The sequence below is a fragment of the Sphingomonas sp. M1A8_2b genome (genome assembly GCF_053345535.1).
Window position 1 is genome coordinate 180,959 of record NZ_JBKFAH010000001.1, and the last position, 23,632, is coordinate 204,590.

The 23,632-nt window shown below is 67.8% G+C and carries 24 protein-coding genes and 1 tRNA gene; 11 read left to right on the forward strand and 14 right to left on the reverse strand.

Annotation, left to right across the window (positions count from 1 at the left end):
• Nucleotides 1-54 precede the first annotated feature (54 nt).
• From folP to glmM, 6 genes are all read right to left on the reverse strand, one after another.
• Nucleotides 55-1,113 (reverse strand): dihydropteroate synthase, encoded by a 1,059-nt coding sequence (gene folP, locus ACLBWL_RS00965; RefSeq protein WP_447789415.1) that lies wholly within the window; start codon nucleotides 1,111-1,113, stop codon nucleotides 55-57.
• 122 nt (nucleotides 1,114-1,235) lie between these two features.
• The gene (locus tag ACLBWL_RS00970) at nucleotides 1,236-2,378 is read right to left on the reverse strand and encodes a DNA methyltransferase (RefSeq protein WP_447789417.1); all 1,143 of its coding nucleotides are present in this window, start codon (nucleotides 2,376-2,378) and stop codon (nucleotides 1,236-1,238) included.
• Between the two features lie 176 nt (nucleotides 2,379-2,554).
• Nucleotides 2,555-3,193 carry a ribonuclease HII gene (locus ACLBWL_RS00975; RefSeq protein WP_447789419.1) on the reverse strand — a complete coding sequence of 213 codons (639 nt, stop codon included), beginning with the start codon at nucleotides 3,191-3,193 and terminating at the stop codon, nucleotides 2,555-2,557.
• Nucleotides 3,181-4,041 carry a bifunctional hydroxymethylpyrimidine kinase/phosphomethylpyrimidine kinase gene (gene thiD, locus ACLBWL_RS00980; RefSeq protein ID WP_447789421.1) on the reverse strand — a complete coding sequence of 287 codons (861 nt, stop codon included), beginning with the start codon at nucleotides 4,039-4,041 and terminating at the stop codon, nucleotides 3,181-3,183. Before thiD ends, ACLBWL_RS00975 begins: the two co-directional genes overlap by 13 nt.
• A gap of 321 nt (nucleotides 4,042-4,362) precedes the next feature.
• Nucleotides 4,363-4,578 carry a DUF1272 domain-containing protein gene (locus ACLBWL_RS00985; protein WP_447789423.1) on the reverse strand — a complete coding sequence of 72 codons (216 nt, stop codon included), beginning with the start codon at nucleotides 4,576-4,578 and terminating at the stop codon, nucleotides 4,363-4,365.
• Nucleotides 4,578-5,918 (reverse strand): phosphoglucosamine mutase, encoded by a 1,341-nt coding sequence (gene glmM, locus ACLBWL_RS00990; RefSeq protein WP_447789425.1) that lies wholly within the window; start codon nucleotides 5,916-5,918, stop codon nucleotides 4,578-4,580. The genes ACLBWL_RS00985 and glmM overlap by 1 nt, the downstream gene beginning before the upstream one ends.
• Nucleotides 5,919-5,987: 69 nt before the next feature.
• On the opposite strand from glmM, the gene ACLBWL_RS00995 reads away from it, so the two are divergent.
• A complete protein-coding gene (locus ACLBWL_RS00995) occupies nucleotides 5,988-7,259 on the forward strand; it encodes a dicarboxylate/amino acid:cation symporter (RefSeq protein WP_447789427.1) in 1,272 nt (423 codons plus the stop codon).
• Nucleotides 7,234-8,226 (forward strand): aldo/keto reductase, encoded by a 993-nt coding sequence (locus tag ACLBWL_RS01000; RefSeq protein WP_447789429.1) that lies wholly within the window; start codon nucleotides 7,234-7,236, stop codon nucleotides 8,224-8,226. Before ACLBWL_RS00995 ends, ACLBWL_RS01000 begins: the two co-directional genes overlap by 26 nt.
• Nucleotides 8,227-8,344: 118 nt before the next feature.
• Here ACLBWL_RS01000 and ACLBWL_RS01005 read toward each other — a convergent pair whose 3' ends face one another.
• Nucleotides 8,345-9,952: a peptide MFS transporter gene (locus ACLBWL_RS01005; RefSeq protein ID WP_447789431.1), complete on the reverse strand. Its 1,608-nt coding sequence runs from the start codon at nucleotides 9,950-9,952 to the stop codon at nucleotides 8,345-8,347.
• 110 nt (nucleotides 9,953-10,062) lie between these two features.
• Between ACLBWL_RS01005 and ACLBWL_RS01010 the strand changes: the two genes are divergently transcribed.
• Nucleotides 10,063-10,638, forward strand: a complete 576-nt coding sequence (locus ACLBWL_RS01010; protein WP_447789433.1) for a nitroreductase family protein — start codon at nucleotides 10,063-10,065, stop codon at nucleotides 10,636-10,638.
• Nucleotides 10,639-10,675: 37 nt separating this feature from the next.
• Nucleotides 10,676-11,032 carry a GntR family transcriptional regulator gene (locus ACLBWL_RS01015; RefSeq protein WP_447789435.1) on the forward strand — a complete coding sequence of 119 codons (357 nt, stop codon included), beginning with the start codon at nucleotides 10,676-10,678 and terminating at the stop codon, nucleotides 11,030-11,032.
• Nucleotides 11,033-11,286: 254 nt separating this feature from the next.
• Here ACLBWL_RS01015 and ACLBWL_RS01020 read toward each other — a convergent pair whose 3' ends face one another.
• A complete protein-coding gene (locus ACLBWL_RS01020) occupies nucleotides 11,287-12,102 on the reverse strand; it encodes an arylamine N-acetyltransferase family protein (RefSeq protein ID WP_447789437.1) in 816 nt (271 codons plus the stop codon).
• A 559-nt stretch (nucleotides 12,103-12,661) separates the two neighbouring features.
• Nucleotides 12,662-14,374, reverse strand: a complete 1,713-nt coding sequence (locus ACLBWL_RS01025; RefSeq protein ID WP_447789439.1) for an acyl-CoA dehydrogenase — start codon at nucleotides 14,372-14,374, stop codon at nucleotides 12,662-12,664.
• Between the two features lie 46 nt (nucleotides 14,375-14,420).
• Here ACLBWL_RS01025 and ACLBWL_RS01030 point away from each other — a divergent pair, with 46 nt between their 5' ends.
• A complete protein-coding gene (locus tag ACLBWL_RS01030; RefSeq protein WP_447789441.1) occupies nucleotides 14,421-15,440 on the forward strand; it encodes an L-threonylcarbamoyladenylate synthase in 1,020 nt (339 codons plus the stop codon).
• Between the two features lie 108 nt (nucleotides 15,441-15,548).
• Here ACLBWL_RS01030 and msrA read toward each other — a convergent pair whose 3' ends face one another.
• Nucleotides 15,549-16,091 carry a peptide-methionine (S)-S-oxide reductase MsrA gene (msrA, locus tag ACLBWL_RS01035; protein ID WP_447789443.1) on the reverse strand — a complete coding sequence of 181 codons (543 nt, stop codon included), beginning with the start codon at nucleotides 16,089-16,091 and terminating at the stop codon, nucleotides 15,549-15,551.
• 59 nt (nucleotides 16,092-16,150) lie between these two features.
• Between msrA and galE the strand changes: the two genes are divergently transcribed.
• Both galE and ACLBWL_RS01045 read left to right on the forward strand, forming a co-directional pair.
• Entirely contained in the window at nucleotides 16,151-17,149 is a 999-nt protein-coding gene (galE, locus tag ACLBWL_RS01040) for a UDP-glucose 4-epimerase GalE (RefSeq protein WP_447789445.1), read from the forward strand.
• On the forward strand, nucleotides 17,146-17,979 hold the full coding sequence (locus ACLBWL_RS01045) for an HpcH/HpaI aldolase/citrate lyase family protein (RefSeq protein ID WP_447789447.1): 834 nt from the start codon (nucleotides 17,146-17,148) through the stop codon (nucleotides 17,977-17,979). Before galE ends, ACLBWL_RS01045 begins: the two co-directional genes overlap by 4 nt.
• Here the strand turns inward: ACLBWL_RS01045 and ACLBWL_RS01050 are convergent.
• From ACLBWL_RS01050 to folK, 3 genes are all read right to left on the reverse strand, one after another.
• Nucleotides 17,959-18,597 carry a phosphatase PAP2 family protein gene (locus tag ACLBWL_RS01050; RefSeq protein WP_447789449.1) on the reverse strand — a complete coding sequence of 213 codons (639 nt, stop codon included), beginning with the start codon at nucleotides 18,595-18,597 and terminating at the stop codon, nucleotides 17,959-17,961. The genes ACLBWL_RS01045 and ACLBWL_RS01050 overlap by 21 nt on opposite strands.
• Before the next feature lie 35 nt (nucleotides 18,598-18,632).
• Nucleotides 18,633-18,708: transfer RNA gene (locus tag ACLBWL_RS01055), tRNA-Lys, on the reverse strand.
• Between the two features lie 21 nt (nucleotides 18,709-18,729).
• Complete coding sequence (gene folK / locus ACLBWL_RS01060) at nucleotides 18,730-19,239, reverse strand: 2-amino-4-hydroxy-6-hydroxymethyldihydropteridine diphosphokinase (protein ID WP_447789451.1); 510 nt, start codon at nucleotides 19,237-19,239, stop codon at nucleotides 18,730-18,732.
• A 22-nt stretch (nucleotides 19,240-19,261) separates the two neighbouring features.
• Here folK and ACLBWL_RS01065 point away from each other — a divergent pair, with 22 nt between their 5' ends.
• Nucleotides 19,262-19,996: a uracil-DNA glycosylase gene (locus ACLBWL_RS01065; protein WP_447789453.1), complete on the forward strand. Its 735-nt coding sequence runs from the start codon at nucleotides 19,262-19,264 to the stop codon at nucleotides 19,994-19,996.
• 61 nt (nucleotides 19,997-20,057) lie between these two features.
• Here ACLBWL_RS01065 and ACLBWL_RS01070 read toward each other — a convergent pair whose 3' ends face one another.
• Nucleotides 20,058-21,095 (reverse strand): MBL fold metallo-hydrolase, encoded by a 1,038-nt coding sequence (locus ACLBWL_RS01070; protein WP_447789455.1) that lies wholly within the window; start codon nucleotides 21,093-21,095, stop codon nucleotides 20,058-20,060.
• Between the two features lie 83 nt (nucleotides 21,096-21,178).
• Here ACLBWL_RS01070 and ACLBWL_RS01075 point away from each other — a divergent pair, with 83 nt between their 5' ends.
• The 3 genes from ACLBWL_RS01075 to ACLBWL_RS01085 all read left to right on the forward strand — a co-directional run bounded on the left by ACLBWL_RS01075 (nucleotide 21,179) and on the right by ACLBWL_RS01085 (nucleotide 23,590).
• Nucleotides 21,179-21,481 carry a DUF4337 family protein gene (locus tag ACLBWL_RS01075; RefSeq protein WP_447789457.1) on the forward strand — a complete coding sequence of 101 codons (303 nt, stop codon included), beginning with the start codon at nucleotides 21,179-21,181 and terminating at the stop codon, nucleotides 21,479-21,481.
• Nucleotides 21,482-21,584: 103 nt separating this feature from the next.
• Nucleotides 21,585-22,682 carry a histidinol-phosphate transaminase gene (hisC, locus tag ACLBWL_RS01080; protein ID WP_447791927.1) on the forward strand — a complete coding sequence of 366 codons (1,098 nt, stop codon included), beginning with the start codon at nucleotides 21,585-21,587 and terminating at the stop codon, nucleotides 22,680-22,682.
• On the forward strand, nucleotides 22,682-23,590 hold the full coding sequence (locus ACLBWL_RS01085) for a prephenate/arogenate dehydrogenase family protein (protein WP_447789459.1): 909 nt from the start codon (nucleotides 22,682-22,684) through the stop codon (nucleotides 23,588-23,590). The genes hisC and ACLBWL_RS01085 overlap by 1 nt, the downstream gene beginning before the upstream one ends.
• Nucleotides 23,591-23,632 lie beyond the last annotated feature (42 nt).

The window sequence follows — 23,632 nt, forward strand, 5'->3', positions numbered from 1 at the left end:
AGCTTAATCCGCGTTTAATGCGCGAAAAGCCGTTTCGCTGCAATGCAGCGGCGATCAGCCCCCGACCAGCGACTGATCGCGCAGGCCCCGCCAGATTTTCACCGCCTGCACCGTCTCGGCGACATCATGGACGCGCAGGATCTGGACGCCCGCCTCCGCGCCTTTCAACGCCAGCGCGAGCGATCCGGCGAGGCGTTGGTCGACCGGCGCTTCGTTCGAGAGCGCGCCGATTAACCGCTTGCGACTCGCGCCGAGCATGATCGGACAGCCCAGACCGTGGAAGAGCGAGAGGCCGTTGAGCAGCGCGAGGTTCTCGGCGAGCGTCTTGCCGAAGCCGATGCCGGGATCGACCATGATCCGCGATCGGTCGACGCCCCCCGCGACGACCGCAGCGATGCGGGTTTCGAGCCAGTCGAAGACGTCGGTCAGGACGTTGGCGTAGCCGCCATCGCCGTGACCGCCTTTGCTGGGGTCGGGCGAGTGCATCAGGACGACCGGGCAGCCGCTTTTCGCAACGACGTCCAGCGCGCGGTCGTCCCAGAGGAGCGCGGCAACATCGTTGACGATGTGCGCGCCTGCGGCGAGCGTTGCTTCCATGACGGCGGCCTTGCGGGTGTCGACCGAGACGATCGCACCGGCGCGCGCGAGGCGTTCGACGACGGGCACGAGCCGCGCGATCTCGTCGCCTTCCCAGACCGCGGCGGCACCGGGGCGGGTCGATTCGCCGCCAACGTCGATCAGCGTCGCGCCGGCGGCGGCCATGTCGATGCCGGCCGCGGCGGCGGCGGCGGGGTCGTCGACATGCTTGCCGCCGTCGGAGAAGCTGTCGGGGGTGACGTTGAGGATGCCGGCGACGATCGGCTGGTCGAAACGCAGCGTGCGTTCGCCGAGCTGGAGGGGCGCGCGGGGGGCGGTGATGGCGGCGTGGAGGTGCGTGGCGCGCTCGCCCAGCGTCGCGACATCGGCGACGGGGATGGTGCGGCGGGCGCGGGCTTCGGTCACCTCGTAGGCGGCGAACCATTGCAGGCCGCCCGCGAGGCGCGCGACGCTACCGTCTTCGTGGCCGATCGGCGTGTCGACGAACTGGACGGGGCGGAGGTGGAGGTTGGTCATGATCTATTCGCTACGATCTTTCGTCACCCCGGACCTGTTCCGGGGTCCACCGTTCCGCATATCCAACGACTGTGATTTCGCGGAACCGTGGATGCCGGAACAAGCCCGGCATGACGAGGGCTTCAGACCGTCGTCGCCAGCAGATACGTCTGGCGGAGGTCGTCGATCGGTTTCAGCCCCTTGTCGCTTTCGTAATGCCAGAAGCTCCAGCCGTTGCAGGCGGGGGCGTTCTGGAGCGTCGATCCGAGTTTGTGGATCGAGCCGATCGTGCCGCAGTCGCTAAGCAGCGAGCCGTCCGCGCGAACCGTGGCGCGCCAGCGGCGTTTCGCGTCGGTCAGCAGCGCGCCGGGGGCGAGATACGCGTTCTCGACCAGCACGCCGAACGCGACCTTGGGCTGCGTGCGCGGGCTCATCATCGTGGCTAGCGCGGACTCGTCCAAGGGAAGCGCTGCCTCGATCCGCTCGTGCGCGGCTTCGATGTAGTCGCCCTCGCGGTCGATCCCGATCCAGCTGCGGCCAAGGCGTTTGGCGACCGCGCCGGTCGTGCCGGTACCGAAGAACGGGTCGAGCACGACGTCGCCGGGCTTCGTACACGCCAGCAGGATGCGGTAGAGCAGCGCCTCGGGCTTCTGCGTGGGATGCACCTTGGTGCCGTTCTTCTTGAGCCGTTCGGCACCGCCGCAGGTCGGGAATTCCCAGTCGCTGCGCATCTGGAGCTCGTCGTTGAGCGTCTTCATCGCGCGGTAGTTGAAATGGTACTTTGCCTTCTCGCCCTTCGACGCCCAGATCAACGTCTCGTGCGCGTTGGTGAAGCGCGTGCCCCGAAAATTCGGCATCGGGTTGGTCTTGCGCCAGACGATGTCGTTGAGGATCCAGTAGCCGAGATCCTGCACCGCAGCGCCGACGCGGAAGATGTTGTGGTAGCTGCCGATGACCCAGAGCGAGCCGTCGTCCTTGAGGATGCGGCGCGCTTCCGCGAGCCAGGCGCGGGTGAAGCGGTCGTACGCGGCGAAGGTGTCGAACTTGTCCCAGTCGTCGGTGACCGCGTCGACGTGGCTGCCGTCGGGGCGATAGAGTTCGCCGCCGAGCTGGAGGTTGTAGGGCGGGTCTGCGAAGATCATGTCGATCGACTTCGACGGGAGCGCCTTCATGCGCTCGATGCAGTCGCCGCGCAGGATCTGGTCGAGCGGAAGAACGGCTTGGACCGCCGGCTCTGCTATCTTCTTCACCGCCCGTGGCCGCGCGATCGTGTCGATCAAACCCATGATTTCCGCCCCTTGTCGGTGGCCATAGCGTCGAAATTGTCCGACTCCGTCAAGCAAACAATCGTTAACGGCGTTGTGTCGGGATTCCGTGGATGCGACCAACCGAGTCGCCTGCGCCCAGATGTTGAGTCGTGGGAGACGCGCGGCTCAAGCCCTTGGGGTGTGGCGCGAAAGACTCAGCTGGTCGTTTCCTTTGCGAAAAGATCGCCGCGAGCCTGATAGGCGGCGGCGACGGGGGCGAAACTGCGGCGGTGAATCGGCGTGGGGCCGTGTTCGCGGAGCGCGCGCATGTGATGCGCGCAGCCATAGCCCTTGTTCGAATGCCAGTTATATTCGGGATGGACGTCGGCGGCGGCGATCATGATCAGGTCGCGCGTGTGCTTGGCGACGATCGAGGCGGCGGCGATCGACAGCGATTTCGCGTCGCCGCCGACGAGGGGGGTCGCGGGGTAAGTCCAGCGGGGCAGGCGGTTGCCGTCGACCAGGACGTGGCCGGGGGCCTGGCCAAGTTCGACCGCCAGCGCGTCGACCGCGAGCGTCATCGCCTTCATCGTCGCCCAGTAGATGTTGAGCGTGTCGATTTCCTCGGGCTGGACGATGCCGATGCCGACGATCGCGCAGCCCTTCAGGCGCGCGCAGAGCCGTTCGCGCTCGGAGGCGGAGAGCTTTTTGGAGTCGTCGATGCCGCGGGGTACGCCTTTTGGCGGCAGGATCACGGCGGCTGCGACCACAGGCCCGGCGAGCGGTCCGCGGCCGGCTTCGTCGACGCCGGCGACGGGGCCGACGCAGAGCTTTTCGTGTTTCATGCCGGGCATTGGCGGTCTTTCCACTGGTCGAACGGGCTGGTGCCGAGGGCGTGCCCCATCGGGCCGTGCCCTGCGCCCAGGCCCGGTGCATTGGCAAGCGCGGCGCGGACGAACGCGATGGCGCGGTCGGTGGCAGCGTCGAGCGTCATGCCCTGGGCGAGCCCTGTCGCGATGCCGCTGGCGAGCGTGCAGCCGGTGCCGTGCGCGTGGCGGGTTTCGATGCGGGGGTTGGTCCACAGGGTTTCGGCCGCGTCGGTGACGAGGCGGTCGGTGACGTGGGGGCCTTCGGCGTGGCCGCCTTTTATGAGGACGGCGGGGCCTAGTGCGCGGATTGCGGCTTCCCCGCCGAGCGCTGCGAGTTCGGGGAGGTTGGGGGTTACGAGCGTGGCGATCCGCATGAGGCGGGTGAAGGCGGCGATGGTGGCGGCGTCGGCGAGGACGGAGCCGCTGGTTGCGATCATCACGGGGTCGAAAACGATGGGGATGCTTGAACTTTGAGGACAGCCCGCCCCCCCTTGTTCTCCCGCGAAGGCGGGAGTCCAGTCTGGGCTCCCGCCTTCGCGGGAGAACAAGGAAGTCAGGTAGTCGGCAACCGCATTGGCGGTGTCTGCCGAGCCGATCATGCCGATCTTTATCGCATCCACACCGATGTCCGAGACGACCGAATTGATCTGCGCGAGCACCATGTCGGTCGGGATCTGATGGACCGCCTGCACGCCGAGCGTGTTCTGCGCGGTGATCGCCGTTACCGCGGTCGTCGCGTGCCCGCCGAGCATCGTCACGGTTTTGATATCCGCCTGGATTCCGGCGCCGCCGCCAGAGTCCGAGCCGGCTATTATGAGGATTCTGGCGGTCATCGGAGGTCGGCCGGAAAAGTGAAGTGCAGGAAGTGCAGACGCTGGCGCGGTTTCTTGGCGGAGCCGTTTGGGGTGGCTGAGCGGGGTTTGGCGCGGTTGGCGGTCATATGCTGGGCTATGCCATACCTGGTGAGATGTAGGACAGCGGTATGCCCCTCCTTAACCACCCCGGCGGAGGCCGGGGCCCAATTGGGAAGGCCGAAGTAACGGAGCGATGCCCTTGGTTAGCACCGTCCCCCATTTGGGCCCCGGCCTTCGCCGGGGTGGTAGAAGGGGTTGAGGTGGCCGAAAGGAGCTAGGTGGCGCCTAATCGAACGGCGCCTAGTGCCGCCTGCCCGCTGCCGGCTTTTGCGGTGGCGCTTCGCCAAGCCTCGTCGGCCGGTCGAGCAATTCCCCGCCGCAGTTCGGACAGCGTTCGTCGAGCGCGTCCGCGCATTCCGCGCAGAAGGTGCATTCGAACGAGCAGATGAATGCGCCTGGCGCGTCGGCCGGAAGCTCGGTGGTGCAGCGTTCGCAGATGGGGCGCATTTCGAGCATCAGGCGGCGGCCTTTCGCACCGCGTCGCAGATGCGGTCGACGACCTGTTCGACCTGCGCGGGGTCGTCGCCTTCGGCCATCACGCGGATCACCGGCTCGGTGCCCGACGGACGGATCACGAGGCGCCCCTTGCCAGCGAGTTCGGCTTCGGCGTCGGCGATCACCGCCTTGACCGCGTCGTGATCGAGCGGTTTGCCGCCGGCGAAGCGGACGTTCTTGAGCAACTGCGGCAGGGGCTCGAAGCGGTGGAGGACTTCGCTGGCCGGGGCGCCCGAGCGCTTGACCTCGGCGAGAATCTGGAGCGCCGCGACGAGGCCGTCGCCGGTGGTCGCGTAATCGCTGAGGATGATGTGGCCCGACTGTTCGCCGCCGACGTTGTAGCCGCTGGAGCGCATCTTCTCGAGCACGTGGCGATCGCCGACCGCGGTGCGGACGAGGCCCAGCCCTTGCGCGGCGAGATGGCGTTCGAGGCCGAGGTTGGACATCACCGTCGCGACCAGCCCACCGCCTGCAAGCCGCCCCTGCCGTGCCCAGCTGGCGGCGATCGTCGCCATGAGCTGGTCGCCATCGACGATCGTACCGGTCTCGTCGACCACGATCAGCCGGTCCGCATCGCCGTCGAGCGCGATGCCGATATCCGCGCCGCTGGCGACCACCGTCTCGGCAAGCGCCTGCGGTGCGGTCGAGCCGACGCCGTCGTTGATGTTGGTGCCGTTGGGGGTGACGCCGATCGCGACGACGTCCGCGCCGAGTTCCCACAGTGCCGACGGTGCGACCTTGTAGGCGGCACCGTTCGCGCAATCGAGCACCACGCGCATCCCGTCGAGGCGGAGATTCTCCGGGAAGGTCGACTTGGCGAAATGGATGTACCGGCCCTGCGCGTCCTCGATCCGGCGCGCGCGGCCGATCTGGTCGGAGGGGACGAGCGGGATGTCGCCGTCGATCAACGCCTCGATCGCTGCCTCGGCTTCGTCGGACAGCTTGTAGCCATCGGGTCCGAACAGCTTGATGCCGTTGTCCGCATACGGATTGTGGCTGGCGGAGATCATCACGCCGATATCCGCGCGCATCGACTGGGTGAGCATCGCCACCGCGGGCGTCGGCATCGGGCCGACCATCACCACGTCCATGCCGACGCTGGTGAAGCCCGCGACCAACGCCGATTCGAGCATGTAGCCGGACAGCCGCGTGTCCTTGCCGATGACGACGCGGTGGCGGTGGTCGCCGCGCAGGAAGTAGGCGCCCGCCGCCATGCCGACCTTCATCGCCATCTCTGCCGTCATCGGCGAGACGTTGGTGGCGCCACGAATGCCATCGGTGCCGAAGTATTTTCTTGCCATCGCGTCCGCTTTCCGTCCCGTATCGGTGTCCGATCCGTTTGATAGCGCGGTACATCACGAAGGGCGAGCATGTCGCAGACTACACGGATACTTGCCGCCCTGATCGGCGGCATCGCGATCGGCATCGCCGCGGCGGCGTGGTCGCCGGCGAATGCGATCGCGGCGACGGCGGTGACCCAGCCGATCGGCTCGGCGTGGCTACACGGCTTGCAGATGGTGATCGTGCCGCTCGTCGTCGGGCTGCTCGTGACCGGGATCGGCGCGACCACCGAGGCCGCGCGCGCCGGGCGGATCACGGTGCGGGCGATGGTGATGATCGTCGTCATCCTGTGGAGCACGACGATCATGTCCGCGCTGGTCATGCCGTTGATCCTGGATGCCTTTCCACTGCCGCGCGCGTTAGGCGCCGCGTTGCGTGCCGCACTGACGGGTGCTGCGCCGGTCGGGCCGGTGCCGGGGATCGGCGCGTTCTTCGACACGATCGTGCCGACCAACATCGTCGCCGCCGCCTCCAGCGACTCTTTCCTGCCGCTCACCGTCTTCGCGCTGACGTTCGCCTTTGCCGTGACGAAGCTGCCCGACGATCGCCGGCGCATCCTGACCGGCTTCTTCCAGGCGGTGGTCGATGCGCTGCTGATCATCATCACATGGGTGCTGAAGCTCGCGCCGATCGGCATCTTCGCGCTCGCCTACGGGGTCGGTGCGCGCACCGGGACGGCGGCGTTCGGCGCGCTTCTGCACTATATCGTCTGCGTCTCGGCGATCGGGTTCATCGTCCTGCTGTCCGCCTATCCGATCGGGATGATCGGCGGCCGCGTCGGCTTCGGCCGGTTCGCACGCGCGGTCGCGCCGGCGCAGGCGGTCGCGATCAGCACGCAGTCGTCGCTCGCCTCGCTGCCGGCGATGCTGAAGGCGTCGACCGATCTCGGCGCGTCGCCCGCTACCGCCGGGATCGTCCTGCCGCTGTCGGTCGCGGTGTTCCGCGCGACCAGCCCGGCGATGAACCTGGCCGTCGCGCTGTACGTCGCGCACTGGCTGGGGCTGCCGATCGGGCCGGGGCAGATGGCGGCGGGCGTGGCGACCGCGGCGATCACGACGATGGGGTCGATCTCGCTGCCCGGCACGATCAGCTTCGTCGCGTCGGTCGCGCCGGTGGCGCTGGCAATGGGCATCCCGCTCGAGGTGCTGGGTCTGCTCATCGCAGTCGAGACCATACCCGACCTGTTTCGCACCGTCGGGAACGTGACGATGGACACCGCCGTTACCATCTCCGTCGCAGCGCGGTCCGATCGCGGCGGCGCACAGGAGAATTCCCATGAAGTATCGCACGCTCGGCCCTGATTTCGAGGTTTCCGCGCTCGGGCTCGGCTGCATGCCGATGGCCGGCATCGGCAAGGGCATGTACGGCGAGGCGAACGCCGACGAGAGCATCGCCACCATCCACCGCGCGATCGACCTGGGCGTGACGCTGTTCGACACCGCCGAGATCTATGGTCCGCTGGTCAACGAGGAGCTGCTCGGCAAGGCGATCCGGGGCAAGCGCGACGGCGTCGTGATCGCGACCAAGTTCGGCTTCCGCTATGACGAGAACGGGATGACGGGGGTCGATTCCACGCCCGCCAATGTGCGGCGGGCGTGCGAGGGATCGCTGAAGCGGCTCGGGGTCGAGACGATCGACCTGCTGTACCAGCACCGCGTCGATCCGGGTGTGCCGATCGAGGATACGGTCGGCGCGATGGCGGACCTCGTTCGCGAGGGCAAGGTGCGGCATCTCGGGCTGTCGGAGGCTGGGCTCGATACGATCCGGCGTGCCGCGGCGACGCATCCGATCGCGGCGTTGCAGAGCGAATATTCGCTGTGGGAGCGGGACGTGGAGGATGAGATCCTGCCGTTGTGCCGCGAGTTGGGGATCGGGTTCGTGCCGTATTCGCCGCTCGGGCGGGGCTTCCTGACGGGGCAGATTACTGCGCGGTCGGATCTGCCCGAGGGCGATTACCGGCGGAATGATCCGCGGTATTCGGAGGAGAACTTCGCCAAGAACATGGAGATGGTCGCGGTGGTGAAGTCGATCGCCGATGTGCATGGGGCGTCGCCGGCGCAGATCGCGCTCGCGTGGCTGCTGGCGCAGGGCGACGACATCGTGCCGATCCCGGGGTCGAAGCGGCGGGTTACGCTGGAAGACAGCATGAAGGCGGCGGATATCACGCTAACCGCGGACGATCTGACGAAGCTGGATGCGGCGGCGCCTCGGGGTGGGACGGCCGGGCCGCGGTATGGCGAGAAGGCGCTGTCGATGACGCGGATCTGACGTCTCCCCTCCCGCTTGCGGGAGGGGTCGGGGGAGGGGCGTGCCTCATGGACCGGACGCCGGTACGTACGTCGCGCCCTCCCCTAACCCCTCCCGCAAGCGGGAGGGGAATTTTGCGTCAGCCCCGCGGGACCTGTTCGCCGCGGGTGTCGAGGCCGGCGGCACCCGGCTCGCCGAGTTCGTTCTGGCCCGCCATTGCGTGATCGACCGCGCCCATCTGGTCGAGATGCATCAGCTTCGTGACGAACGGCGCGAGGACCAGCACGACCACGCCGATACCGATCGCGACCCAGCCGATCCGGCCGTACACCTCCAGGACGCGCTCGACGCCCGCGCCCTCGCCGCCGGTCGCCTGCGCGATCAGGCCGGCGAGGAAATTGCCGCCCGCGGTCGCGAGGAACCACGTGCCCATCATCAGCCCGGTCATGCTCGGCACCGACAGCCGCGTCATCGACGACAGCCCGATCGGCGAGAAGCAGAGCTCGGCCATCGAGTGGAGCATGTAGAGCAGCACGACGAAAATCGCCGGGGTCAGGCCCTGTGCCGGCGCGCCGAGCGTCAGCACGAAGAAGCCGGCGCCGACCAGGATCAGGCCGATGCCGAACTTGAACGGTGCGCTCGGCTCGAACCCTGACTTGCCGAGCCTGGTCCAGAGCGCCGCGAACACCGGCGCCAGCGTGATGATGAAGAACGGATTGACCGATTGGAACACCGAGGCGGGGATAGTCCAGCCGAACACGACGCGGTCGACCGACTGGTCGGTGTAGACGTTGAGCGACGAGCCGGTCTGTTCGAACAACGCCCAGAACAGCGGCGCGAGCGCGATCAGGAACAGCGCCGCGAAGATCCGGTCGCGGTCGACGCGCGGCAGCTTGGCGACCGCGGTCCACAGGATGTAGCCGACGGTGACGAGCGACGCGACGATCAGCGCGGTGCCGACGACGCCCTGGCTGCGCACCAGCCACCACGACACGGCGACGCCGACGATCCCGCCGAGATAGATCAGCCATTCGATCGACAGCCCGCCAACCGGCCTCGACGCGAGCACGGCGGCGTCGGGCGCTTCGCCGACACCGTGCAGCTCGCGCTGGAACAGGATGAACATGACCAGCCCGAGCGCCATGCCGATGCCCGCCGCGCCGAAACCGTACGACCAGCCGACCGTCTCGCCGAGGATGCCGACCGCGATCGGGCCGACGAACGCGCCGGTGTTGATCCCCATGTAGAAGATCGAGAACGCCCCATCGCGCCGCATGTCCTCGCGCGCGTAGAGCTTGCCGACGAGCACCGAGATGTTCGCCTTCAGGAAGCCGGTGCCGACGATGATGAAGGCGAGACCGAGGTAGAAGCCGTTGAGTGCCGCGCCCTGCACGCCCTGCGGCGCCTCGACGATCGCCAGCAGCAGATGGCCGAGCGTGATGAAGATGCCACCCGCGAGCACCGCTTTGCGTGGCCCCAGGAAGCGGTCGGACAGATAGCCGCCGATGATCGGCGTGATGTACACCATCGAGGTATAGGCGCCGTAGATCGCGTAGGACGGCTCATCGCCGAACAGGAAATGCTTGGTGAGATACAGCACCAGGATCGCGCGCATGCCGTAGAACGAAAATCGCTCCCACAGCTCGACGAAGAACAGCATGAACAGCCCGCGCGGGTGCCCGAAAAAGGTCTTCGCATCGGCGGGAACGCCGCCGCCCCTGCTCGCTTTGGCGTTAGCGCTGGCCATATTGCAATGATGCTCCAATGATCGCGCCACTGCCGGGCGCGTGTTGGCGCGCAACCTAGCGGCAAAGCCCGGCCTGTAAATATCGCACATCAGGGCTTATCTGCCGCGTCATGCTCAACGACCGTTCCACGCCGCTCTCGCTGCTCGCCACCCGCCGCTCGGGAAAGCCGCGCGACCTGATCGCGCCCGGCCCCGATTCCTATCAGCTGGCGACGATCCTCGAGATCGCGGCGCGGACGCCGGATCACGGCAAGCTGGCGCCGTGGCGGTTCGTCGTCGTGGGCGACGAACGCCGCGTGGCGCTGTCGGCGCTGATCACCGACGCGTACCTCGCCGAGCGGCCCGACGCGTCGCGGCTGGAACTCGAGTCGCTCGACCAGTTCGCGCATCAGGCGCCGACCCTGGTGGTGGTCCTGTCGTCGCCGAAGGAAAGCAAGATTCCGGTGTGGGAACAGGAGTTGTCGGCGGGCGCGGCGTGCATGAACCTGCTTCATGCGGTCCATGCCGAAGGGTTCGCGGGCGGCTGGCTGACCGGCTGGGCGGCATTCTCGGACACCGTGCGCGATGCGTTCGGGTCGGCATCCGAGCGGATCGCAGGCTTCATGTTCATCGGGACACTGTCCCGCGCGCTCGACGAGCGTCCCCGCCCCGATATGGCACGCCTCGTCTCGCACTGGGGATCGTGAGACTCGACTAATCGCCTAATTGCTGTATTAGAACAGCATGACAGCGCTCAGCAGCGACGATAGCCCCGTATACATCCGACTCCGCAGCACGATCGCGGCGGGAATCCTGCGTGGCGACTACCGTGCGGGCGATCAATTGCCGTCGGTACGCGCGTTCGCGGCCGAGCAGGGTGCGAACCCGCTGACGGTCGCCAAGGCGTATCAGAGCTTTCAGGATGACGGCTATGTCGAGGTCCGGCGCGGCGTCGGGATGTTCGTGCTGCCGGGCGCGGCGGAAGCGCTGCGGGTGGCCGAGCGCGAGAATTTCGTGACGACGCAGTGGCCGCGGATTTTGGGGCATATCGATCTGCTGGGGCTGGATGCGCACGACCTGCTGGAGCGCGAGCGGGCCTGATCGGTCGCGAGCGATGCATTTCGCGTTCTCCTGCCCCCTGCGGTCGTGCTGCCCCTCCCCCGTTCGTCCTGAGTAGTCCTCGAGTAGGCGCGAAGCGGCGTATCGAGAGGACGTATCGAAGGACAGGTTGGCGCGCGGAACCCATGCTTCGATACGCACCCTCGATGCGCTGCTGACGCAGCTACTCGGTCGCTACACAGCACGAACGGAAAGAGGGGCGGAGACCGGAGGAGGTCAGAAGCCCAACCAGGGCTTCAGAAAATCCTTAGCGCCGCGACATCCTCGACGCTCAGGTCGATCCCGAACAACAGGCTCATGCGGATGCGGTACACGCGCGGGTCGGTGATCTCGCCGACGGTCGTGTCGGTCCCCGAGCGCCGGCGATAATTCCGCCCGACCAGCGACGCGAAGCCGTTCGGCAGGACGATGCTGGCGATCGCGGTGTGCGTGAAGCGGCTGGACGGGGCGGTCGAGGTCCAGTGGTTCGACTGGGCTAGATCCGCGTCGAACACCTGCGCCAAGGTGAAGCTGTATTGCGGCTGGAAGCCCTCGCCCGATCCGCGGCCGTCGGTCGTCATGGGATCGCCGTCGCGGAACAGCATCCAGCCTTGCTCGGTCGATTCCAGCCGGAAGCGCGCGCCGTCGGGCGCTGTCGCCTCGGCGCCGTCGGCGAGCGGGACGACCGGCGTGTAGCTGCCGCCGAAGCCGGTGTCGGCGATCCAGTCCTGCCCGTCGATCGTCACCAGCGCAAAGGTGTGGGTCAGCGGTGGTACGTCGGTCGCGGCGAGCCAGACGCGCGCGAGCAAGGGCCGCGCGGTGAAGCCGAGGTCGGCGAGCGCATCGAGGAACAGCCGGTTATGCTCGAAGCAATAGCCGCCGCGGCGCGCGGTGACGAGCTTGGCGAACACCGACCCGCTGTCGATCGCGATGCCGCGGCCGAGGACGACGTCGAGATCCTCGAACGGGATGGCGAGCCGATGCGCTAGTTGCAGCCGGCTTAGGCCGATCGAGTCGAGCGTCGGACGCGCGGGCATGGCGATGCGGTGGAGATAGGCGTCGAGGTCGAACATCTTTCGGGAAGGTCCTTGGTTGCTGGTCCCCCTTACCGTTCGTGCCGAGCAGCCGTCGAGTGGGGCGGAGGCGCATCTCGAGTTGACGGGCTATCCTGATCCTCCCCCGCCAGGGGGAGGTGGCACCGAAGGTGACGGAGGGGGAGGAACTCGAAATAGGGGTTATCCCTTGCCGCCCCCTCCGTCTGGCAAGCGCCAGCCACCTCCCCCTGGCGGGGGAGGATCGAGGATTGCGTTACCGAGGCCGCCCGCCGTCCACCGCCCGCCGTCCACCGCTCGCCGGTCGATAGCGCGTATCGCTTTCACAAACGCATCCACCCCGGCGGAGGCCGGGGCCCAATTGGAACGTCGGATGTAACTGGGCACCGCGCTGATCATGACCGTCCCCCCATTGGGCCCCGGCCTCCGCCGGGGTGGATGCCGTCCCCGGAGTGGATGCCATCGCATGAGTGGATGCCGTCGCCGGAGTGGGTGCCGTCGCCGGGTAGGTGCGCGTGTGCGAACGGCAAGAGCGTTCGTCAGCCTTCGCTGGGACGACGGACGCTCCTACCGTGCTCGCTCAGGCCGCGAAGAGTTCCGGCTCGATCGAGTAGAGCACCGCCGCGCTGGCGTTGGCGGCCGCGTTCAGGCCCATCGCCTCGGGGACGATCTGATCCAGATAGAAGCGCACCGCCGCGGTCTTCATCCGGCCGAAATCGTCGGTGCCGGCAACCCCACCCTGCCGCTCCATCAACCAGCCGCAGGTGGCGACCGACAGCATCGTCAGGAACGGATAGCTCGCGGCGAGCTTGTCGTCGGCGTCCGCGGTGGCGAGTCTGCGCCCGATCGCTTCGCAGGCGTCGACCAGCGCGAGCAGGCGCTCGTCCTTCGCCTCCGCGCGGATGTCGGCGATCAGCGTGGCGAACGCGCCGCCATTGTCGAGGCCGAGTTTCCGCCCGACCAGATCCGCCGCCTGGATGCCGTTGGTGCCCTCGTAGATCGGCGTGATGCGGGCATCGCGGAAATACTGCGCGGCGCCGGTTTCCTCGACATAGCCCATGCCGCCATAGACCTGGATGCCGAGCGACGCGACTTCGTTGCCGAGATCGGTGCCGTGCGCCTTCGCCAGCGGCGTGACGAGTTCGAGGCGGTTGCGCGCGGCGTGGTCGCCGAGATTGGCGCGATCGACCTGTCCCGCCGCGTAATAGACGAGCGCGCGCGCCGCCTGCGTCTGCGCCTTCATCCGCATCAGCATGCGGCGGACGTCGGGATGCTCGACGATCTTGACCGAGTCCTTGTTGGGCGAACCGGCGCGCGCCGACTGGACGCGGTCGAGCGCATAGGCGACCGCGCCCTGCGTCGCGCCCTCGGCGACCTGGACGCCCTGGAGGCCGACGTTGAGGCGCGCATTGTTCATCATCGTGAACATCGCGCGGATGCCGCCAAGCTCCGCGCCGATCAGCTCGCCGATGCAGTCGTCGTTGTCGCCGAAGCTCAAGACGCAGGTGGGGGACGCGTGGAGACCCATCTTGTGCTCGATCGAGACGACGCGGACGTCGTTGAAGTCGCCCGGCGTGCCGTCTTCCTGAAGGCGGTACTTGGGGACGAGGAAGAGTGAGATGCCCTTCGTACCCGCCGGGGCGCCCGGTGTCCGCGCAAGGACGAGGTGAACGATATTCGGCGCCATGTCGTGATCGCCGAACGAGATGTAGATCTTGGTGCCCTTGATGCTCCACTTGCCGTCACCGAGGGGAGTCGCCGTCGCACGGAGCGCGCCGACGTCGGAGCCCGCCTGCGGCTCGGTGAGGTTCATCGTGCCGGTCCATTCGCCGGTCGCGAGATGGGGGAGGTAGAGCGCCTGCTGCTCAGGGGACCCGTGGTGCTGGAGCGCCTCGATCGCACCGACGGTCAGCGTCGGGCAGAGCGCGAAGCCCATATTGGCCGAGCCCAATGTGTCGAGCACCGCGGTCTGGATCGCGAACGGAAGGCCCTGACCGCCCCATTCCTCTTCGACGCCGATCGTGCCCCAGCCACCCTCGACATAATCCTTGTATGCCTGCGCGAAGCCGTCGGGCATGACGACGCCGTCGGGGGTCCACTTCGCGCCGACGGTGTCGCCGGCGCGGTTGAGCGGGGCCCATTCGCCGGCCGCGAGCTGCCCGACGCCTTCGAGCACCGCATCGACGACGTCGTCGCTGGCGGCGGCATAACGTTCGGTCGCGGCGAGCTCGCCGATCCGGACGACATGATCGAGCACGAAACGCTGTTCGGTGGTTGCTGGAGTGAAGGCCATCGCATCCTCTTATCGCTACGGTTTGGACCCGCTATACGCCTTGAAAATGACCCGTCCACACCCTCGAATTTTACCCTACGGCACGGCCGCGATCGCCGAGGCGGCTGCGCTGATTCGCGCCGGGGGACTCGTCGCGGTGCCGACCGAGACGGTGTATGGGCTCGCGGCGGACGCCACCAATGCCGAGGCGGTGGCGCGGATTTATGCCGCGAAGGGCCGCCCGAGTTTCAATCCGCTGATCGTGCATGTGGCGGATCTGGCGGCGGCGGAGCGGATTGCGGTGTTCGATGCGGATGCGCGCGCGCTGGCCGAGGCGTTCTGGCCGGGGCCTTTGACGCTGGTGCTGCCGGTGCGGGGGGATTCGGGGATCGCTTCGCTGGTGACGGCCGGGTTGGATACGATCGCGATCCGGGTGCCGCGGCATCGGGCGATGCAGGGGTTGATCGCGGTGTCGGGGCGCCCGTTGGCGGCGCCTTCGGCCAATGCGAGCGGGGGGATCAGTCCGACCACGGCCGCACATGTTGCGGGAAGTCTGGGGGGGAACGTGCCGTTGATCCTCGACGATGGGGCTACCGAGGCTGGACTGGAGTCGACGATCGTGGCGGGGCGGACGGTGCTGCGACCAGGGCCGATCACCGCCGAAACTCTCCTAACCCACCTCCAACACCTCCCCGGCGAAGGCCGGGGCCCAATCGGAACGTCGGATGTAACGGAGCGCGACCTGCGTCATGACCGTCCCCCAATTGGGCCCCGGCCTTCGCCGGGGGGGAGTGAGGGTGCGGTCACTGCGCCGGGGCAGCTTGCGAGCCATTATGCTCCCAAGAAGCTGCTTCGGCTGAATGCGACCGAGGCAGGGTCGGACGAATGGTTGATCGGGTTTGGCGAAGTGCTGGGCGACGTGACGCTATCCGCTTCGGGAAACCTGATCGAGGCCGCTGCCAAACTGTTCGACCTGCTTCACGCTGCGGATGCGAACTCAAGCGTCCGCCTCGCCATCGCGCCGATCCCGACCCAAGGCATTGGCGAGGCAATCAACGACCGTTTGCGCCGCGCCGCTCACCGATAATCCGTTCCCCCGCGGAGGCGGGGGTCCAGAAGCCCAGTCGGACTGCGGTACTTAGCTGGGCCCCCGCGTCCGCGGGGGAACAACTGATCTAGCGTTACGGAACTACCGTTACGCGTTCACCGCCGCCTTCGACCGCGCCGCAAAGCTTTTCCGCAGCTTCTGCAGCTTGGGCGGAATGACCGCCATGCAATACGGGTTCGAGCGGCCCGACGTCTCCCAGTAATCCTGGTGATAGCCCTCGGCCTCGTACCACGTATCCATCGGCTCGATGGTCGTGACGATCGGCTTGGGCGAATCCGCCTGAGCCCGCTGCAATGCCGCTTCCATCTCGGCCTTCTGCGCGTCGTCCGCCGGGAACATCGCCGAGCGGTACTGCGTGCCGACGTCGTTGCCCTGCCGGTTCAGCGTCGTCGCGTCGTGCGTCGCGAAGAAGATGTCGAGCAGGTCGCCGAGCTTCAGCTGCTCGGGGTCGAAGCCGATCCGGATCGCCTCGGCATGCCCGGTGTCGCCACCGCAGACCTGCTTGTAGGTCGGGTTGGGCACGTGCCCGCCGATATAGCCGCTCTCGACCGACTCGACGCCGATCACATCCTTGAACACAGCCTCGGTGCACCAGAAGCAGCCGCCGGCCAGCGTTACATATTCCGTCATCACGATCTCCTTTCTCCCAAGATAGGAAGTCGCTACCGCGCAACAAAGAGGAGACGCGCATGATCGACGGTAAGGTGATGGTCACCGGAGGCGCCGGCTATATCGGCAGCCACGCGGTACTGGCGTTGCTCGACGCGGGCTACGAGGTCGTCGTGATCGACAACCTCGTCACGGGATTCGACTGGGCGGTCGATCCTCGCGCGGCACTCGTCGCGGCCAACGTCGCCGACGATGCGAAGGTGCGCGCGGCGATCCGCGAGCACAACGTCCGCGCGATCATGCATTTCGCCGGCTCGGTCGTGGTGCCCGAATCGGTCAGCGATCCGCTCAAATATTACCGCAACAACACCGCCGCCAGTCGCGCGCTGATCGAAAGCGCGGTGGTCGAGGGCGTGCCGCACTTCATCTTCTCGTCGACCGCCGCGACCTATGGCACGCCCGAGAAGGTGCCTGTCGCGGAGGGCGATCCGACCGTGCCGATCAACCCCTACGGCATGTCGAAGCTGATGACCGAGGCGATGCTGCGCGACGTCGCGGCGGCACACCCGATGAACTACGCGGCGCTGCGGTACTTCAACGTCGCCGGCGCCGATCCGCAGGGGCGCAGCGGCCAGTCGACGGTCGGCGCGACGCACCTGATCAAGATCGCGGTCGAGGCCGCGACCGGCAAGCGCGGCCATGTCGGCGTCTACGGGACCGATTTCGACACGCCCGACGGCACCGGCGTGCGCGACTACATCCACGTCACCGACCTGGCCGCCGCGCATGTCGCCGCGCTCGACGTGCTGATCGCCGAACCAACCAGGAGCCACACGCTCAACGCGGGTTACGGCAAGGGATTCTCGGTGCTCGACGTGCTCGATGCGGTGGACAAGGTCACCAACCGGACGATCGAACGCCGTCTCGAAGGGCGTCGCGCGGGCGATCCGGCGATGCTGATCTCGGACAACCACGCGATCCTCGCGACGCTCGACTGGACCCCGCGCCACGCCGATCTCGACGGGATCGTCCGCGATGCGCTGGCGTGGGAGCGCGCGCTGGCGGAGAAGGGCCGGTGAGACTCCGCTCGCTGCTGTTCGTGCCGGGCGATCGCCCCGAGCGGATGGTCAAGGCGCTCGGGCTGGGCGCGGACGCGTTGATCCTCGACCTGGAAGATTCGGTCGCGCCGGGTGCCAAGGTGGCGGCGCGCGAACACGTCGCGGCGTTCCTCGCAGAGCCTCGAACGATGCCATTGTTCGTGCGGATCAACCCGCTCGATTCGGGGCTGGCGGACGACGACCTCGCGGCCGTGCTCTCGGCCAATCCGGAGGGCATCGTGCTGCCGAAGGCGGAGGGCGCCGTGAGCCTCGCCGCGCTCGATGCCAAACTGAGCGGCAAGATCGCCATCCTGCCGATCGCGACCGAGACGCCCGCGGCGATCTTCGCGCTCGGCAGCTATGGCAGCGTCACGGACCGGCTCGTCGGGCTGACCTGGGGCGCGGAGGACCTGCCCGCTGCGATTGGCGCGGCGACCTCGCGCGAGGCGGACGGATCGTACACCGCTCCGTATCAACTCGCCCGCTCGCTGACTCTGTTCGGCGCACATGCCGCGGGGGTGGCGGCGATCGAGACGGTCTATCCCGATTTCCGCGATCTGGACGGACTCGCCGCCTATGCCGCGCGGGGGCGGCGTGACGGGTTTACGGGGATGATGGCGATCCACCCGAGCCAGGTGCCGGTGATCAACGCGGCGTTCACGCCGTCGCCCGGAGAGTGCGCGCATGCTCAGGCGATCGTCGACCTGTTCGCCGCCAATCCGGGTGCGGGTGCGCTTCAGTTGGATGGCAGGATGGTCGATGCGCCGCATCTGAAGGCGGCGAAGGCGTTGCTAGCGCTCGCCGCCGATTGAGGTGCGCACGCGGGCAGTCGCCAGCCACCACGCCAGCGCCCAGAGCGTGCCGAAGCTCCAGCCGGCCAGCACGTCGCTCGGCCAGTGGACGCCGAGATAGACCCGGCTGCACCCGATCGCACCGACCAGCAGGATCGCGACGATGAGCATGTACGCCCGCGTCGCACGATCCCTCGTCACCTGCGAGGCAAGGCCGGCCAGCGTCAGATAGACGATCGCGCTGTTCGCCGAATGCCCGCTGGGAAAGCTCATATGCGTGACGGTGACCAGGTGCGTGACGATGTCGGGACGCGGGCGCGCGACGTGCGTCTTGACCAGCTCGACGACGAGATTGCCGCTGACGCTCGCCGCGACGATCGCGAGCGCGGTCAGCCAGAGCCGTTGGACGATCAGTAACCCGGTGACGATCACCACGACGATCGTCAGGACGATGCCGCCGCCGAGCGCGGTGACGTCGGCGGCGACCTTGGGCAGCCAGGACGGGCCACCCCAGGTGCGCAGGCCGAGGATGATCGAGCGATCGAACGCGAACGGCCAGTGATCGACCGCGAGACCGACGAGCAGGATGAGGACGATGCCGACGGCCGCGACCGATGCGCCGGCGAGAACCGCGGGCACATGCCGGCGCTCGCCCTGTTCGGGCGTACCGTCGATGGTGGGTCCGCCGGGGCTCGAACCCGGGACCTCTCGATTAAAAGTCGCTTGCTCTACCAACTGAGCTACGGACCCCCGCCATCGTGGACCGCGCACCTAATCGCGTGGCCGCTTTCGGTCAACCGATTGCGCCAGTTGCCGTATCGTTCGCCCGGTCAGCGGATCGCGCCATTTCGGGACTAGGCTTGAGAGGGGGCCGAGCACGAAGTCACGGGTGCGGAAGGCGGCGTGCGGGACGGTGAGTCCCGGCGACGACCAGGCACCACCCGACCAGAGGACGATGTCGAGATCGATCACGCGGCTGCCCCAGCGGCGGCCGGGACGACGACCGAAGCTGCGTTCGATCCGTTTGAGGCGGACCAGCAGCGCGGCGGGGTCTTCCAGCGTTTCGATCAGCACGACCGCGTTGGCGTAGCGGCGGTTCGAGGGACCTAGCGGCGCGCTCGCTACGGTTGGCGACCGGGCCACGACATCGCCCAGCGCCTCCACCGCCGCGGCGATCTCGCGCTCGGGGGCGCCGTGTCGGCCGCGTCGGTTCGAACCGAGCGCGATCACGTAGGTGGTTGCGGCCTGCGCGATCGGCGGGAGCGGGGTTGCAGGCGACATTTGGTCCGCCTAGCGCACTCCGATGGATTCCACACCGTACACCACCGCGCTTTCCGAAAACGTCGAAGAGGCCGGCGAGGTCGACGTCACGACCGTCTTCGCACCCGTCTCCGCGCTGCCCGAAACCGAGCCGTCACGCGACTGTCCGCTCTGCCCGCGGCTGGTCGGGTTGCGCGAGTCGTTGCGGACCGAGTTCCCGACTTGGTGGAACGCGCCCGTCCCGGCGTTCGGCGATCCGGCCGCGTGGCTCGGCATCATCGGCCTCGCGCCGGGGAAGCATGGCGCGAACCGGACCGGACGCGCGTTCACCGGGGACTATGCGGGGCAGTTCCTGTACGAGACGCTCGGCCGGTTCGGGCTCGCCACCGGTACCTACGGCGCGAAGGCCGAGGACGGGCTGGCGCTCGACGGCGCGATCATCCTCAACGCGGTGAAGTGCCTGCCGCCCGAGAACAAGCCGACGCCGGAGGAGATCCGCACCTGCCGCCCGTTCCTGGAGACGCAGGCGGATGCGGTACCAAGCGCGCGCGTGTTCGTGGCGCTGGGGCATATCGCGCACCAGTCGGCGGTGAAGATGCTGGGCGGGCGGCTGCCCAAGGCGCGGTTCGCGCATGGGGCGGAGCATGTGATGCCCGACGGTCGCGTGCTGATCGATAGCTTTCATTGCTCGCGGTACAACGTGAATACGGGTGTGCTGACGGCGGAGATGTTCGACGCGGTGTTCAAGCGGGCGCTGGAGTTGCGCGAGACGGTTTGAAACGGGAGGGCGGTATTCGACCGCTCGATCCTCCCCCGCCAGGGGGAGGATTGGCCGGCTTCTACTCGATGACCCAGGGCTCGCCGGCTTCTGGCGTACGGAAGCGGTTCGCGGCGATATGCTCGCGAACCAGCGCTGCGCGGAGGTGGTCGGGCGGTTCGTTGATACCTTCGGACGTCAGCTCGAACGTGCCCCAGTGGACGCCGATCGCATACGCCGCGCCGAGCTGTTCGAACGCCGTCACCGCCTGATCCGGGCCGATGTGATTGTCGGTCTCGTGCCCGGCGAAATGATACGCGCCGATCGGCAGGATGGCGAGGCGGACGGGCCCTGCCGCTCGTGCTTGGCTCGCCCAGCGCATGTCGCCCGGCCCGGTGTCGCCCGCGAAATACAGGTTGCCGCCGGGGAGCGTCACGGTGAAGCCTGCCCATAACGTCTTGTCGCGGTCGCCGGGGTCGTATTCGCTCCAGTGATGCGCGCGCTCGACGATCACGTCGATGCCAGGACGCAGCGCCACCCGCCCGCCCCAGTCGCGCGCGACTGCGCGGACGCCGTTCCGGGCGAGGATCTGGTCGTTGCCGAGCCCCGTCACGATCAGCGGCTTGTCGCGGTGCCAGAGCGTTCGCATCGCACGCATGTCGAGGTGGTCGCGGTGGTCGTGACTGAGCAGGATCAGGTCGATCTTCGGCAGGTCCGCGAGGCGGACGCCGGGTTGGCGGACGCGCTTCACGCCGAGGAACTGGACCGGCGACGAGCGCTCGAGCCACATCGGATCGGTCAGGATGTTGAGCCCCTGGGTCTGCACCAGCACGGTCGAATGGCCGATCCAGGTGACGCGCATCGTCCGGCCCTCGACACGCGCGGGTGGGCGCGTCGGGGTCACGGGGACTTCGGGCCAGGTGCGGTAGGGCGGCTTCACCAGATTGCGGAGCAGCGCGACCGGGCCCTGCTTCTGCTCGCCGATGCTGCCCTGCACGCCGTCCGGGTTGAAGAAGCGCTGTCCGTTGAAGTGATCGCTCGGCGGGACTGTCTTTACGGACGGCGTCGCGCAGCCGGCGAGGAGCGCTAGAGCGGGCAACATCGAGCGGGGGCGGATCATGGCGCGCTGACGAATATGTCACCCGATCATCAGGGTCCAGTCACGCGCGAAGGGTCTCAGCGGATGGTACCGACGATTGCGAGGTGCGCGGGTTGCACGAGCAGCTGTCGGAAGAGCGCGCAGCCAGTGGGGAGGCGTTCGACCAGCGGATCGCTTTATTTACCGCGATCCTGGCGACGTCGGCAGCGGTGACCAGTTTTCTCGGCGGGCATACGCAGAACGAGGCGCCGCGCCACAAGAACGAGGCAGTGCTGATCAAGGCACAGGCATCGGATGCGTGGTCTATTACCGGCGGAGGATCTGAAGCGGCATATCGCCGAGATGGAGGTCGACATCGCGCAGCCCGGTTTCGATGCGACGCAGAAGGCCGCCCCATTGCGGGGTAGACGGGGAGACGGGAGTCTCGATGCAGCCTTTCGCCACCCCCGCGCACAAATATTTGCCACCACGCCACCGCGACCGCTATGTCCCGCGGCCATGACAAACATCATGCCCGCACCCGCGCCGAAGCCCTGGATCATGGGGATCGCGCCGTACACGCCCGGCCGCTCGACCACCGACGATGGCCGCACCGTGATCAAACTGTCGTCGAACGAAAATCCGCTCGGCACCAGCCCTGCCGCGAAGGCCGCGTTCGATGCCGCCGACCGGACGCTGGAACGCTATCCCGACGCCGGCGCGACCGCGCTGCGCGAGGCGCTGGCGGCGCATTACGACCTCGATCCGGCACGCGTGATCTACGGCACCGGCTCGGACGAGATTTTGCATCTGGTCGCGGGCGCCTATGCCGGCCCCGGCGACGAGATCATCCACGTCCGCTACGGTTTCGCGGTCTACGAGATCGCCACGCGCCGCGTCGGGGCCGAGCCGGTGATCGTCGACGACCGCGACTATGCGACCGACGTCGACGCGATCCTCGCTGCGGTCACCGAGCGCACCCGCATCGTGTTCGTCGCCAACCCGAACAACCCGACCGGCACGTTCACGCCGCGCGCGGAAATCGCGCGGCTGCATGCCGGCCTGCCGAAGTCGGTGCTGCTGGTGCTCGACCAGGCCTATGCCGAATATCTGTCGCCCGAGGAGGACGATGCGGGCCTGGCGCTGGCGATGACCGAGGCGAACGTGCTCGTCACGCGGACCTTCTCGAAGATCCACGGGCTGGCGGCGGAACGGATCGGCTGGGGCTATGCCTGCGCGCCGATCATCGACGCGATGCACCGCATCCGCGCCCCCTTCAACGTGACCACCGCAGGCCAAGCCGCCGCTGTCGCCGCCATCGCGGACACCGCCTTCGTCGACGCAACGCGCGCGCACAACGATACCTGGCGCGGCTGGTTCGTCGAGCAGGTCGGGCAGATGGGCAATGCCGGGCTTCGTTGCGTGCCGTCGAAGGCGAACTTCGTGTTGGTGCTGTTCGAGGGCACGCTGACCGCCGACGCCGCGTATCACGGGCTGATGGAAGCGGGCTACATCGTCCGCTGGCTGCCCGGCCAGGGCCTGCCCAATGCGCTACGCATCACGATCGGCACCGAGGAGGAAACGCGCGGCGTGACCGCGGCACTGCGCGCGCTGGTCGAAGCCGCCTGATGCTGCCGTTCGCGCGCGTCACGATCATCGGGCTGGGGCTGATCGGCTCGTCGGTGGCGCGCGCGGTCCAGGCGACGATGCCGACGGTCCGCATCACCGGCTACGACGCCGACGAAAGCGTGCGCCAGACGGCCGACCGATTGGAGTTCTGCGATGATGTCGCAGGCTCGGCCGGGGCGGCGGTGATCGACGCCGACCTGGTGATCCTGTGCGTCCCGGTCGGCATCATGGGCGATGTCGCGCGAGAGTTCGCGGCCGAATTGCCCGCCGACGCGGTCGTCAGCGACGTCGGCAGTTGCAAGGCGGAGATCGTCCGCGCCCTGACAGAGGCGCTGCCGAACGCGCTCGTCATCCCGGCGCACCCGGTCGCCGGCACCGAGCGCAGCGGCCCAGAAGCCGGGTTCGCGACGCTGTTCCGGCATCGCTGGTGCATCGTCACGCCACCCGAAGGCGCCGACCCGGTCGCGATCGAGCGCGTGTCGGAGTTCTGGCGACGGCTCGGCGCGCAGGTCGAGACGATGGCGCCCGAGCATCACGACCGCGTTCTCGCCGTCACCAGCCATCTGCCGCACCTAATCGCCTACACGATCGTCGGTACCGCGGGCGACCTGGAGGAAGTGACCCAGTCCGAAGTCATCAAATACTCCGCCGGCGGGTTCCGCGACTTCACGCGGATCGCGGCGTCGGACCCGACGATGTGGCGCGACATCTTTCTCAACAACCGCGAGGCGGTGCTCGAAATGCTCCAGCGTTTCTCGGAGGATCTGAGCCATCTCCAGCGCGCGATCCGCTGGGGCGACGGCGATGCGCTCCACGATCTGTTCACCCGCACCCGCACGATCCGCCGCAGTATCGTCGAGCAGGGCCAGGACGACGACGTCCCGGATTTCGGCCGCACGCACGATTGAGGGGCGCTCCGCTCTACTTAAACGGTACCACCCCGGCGTAGG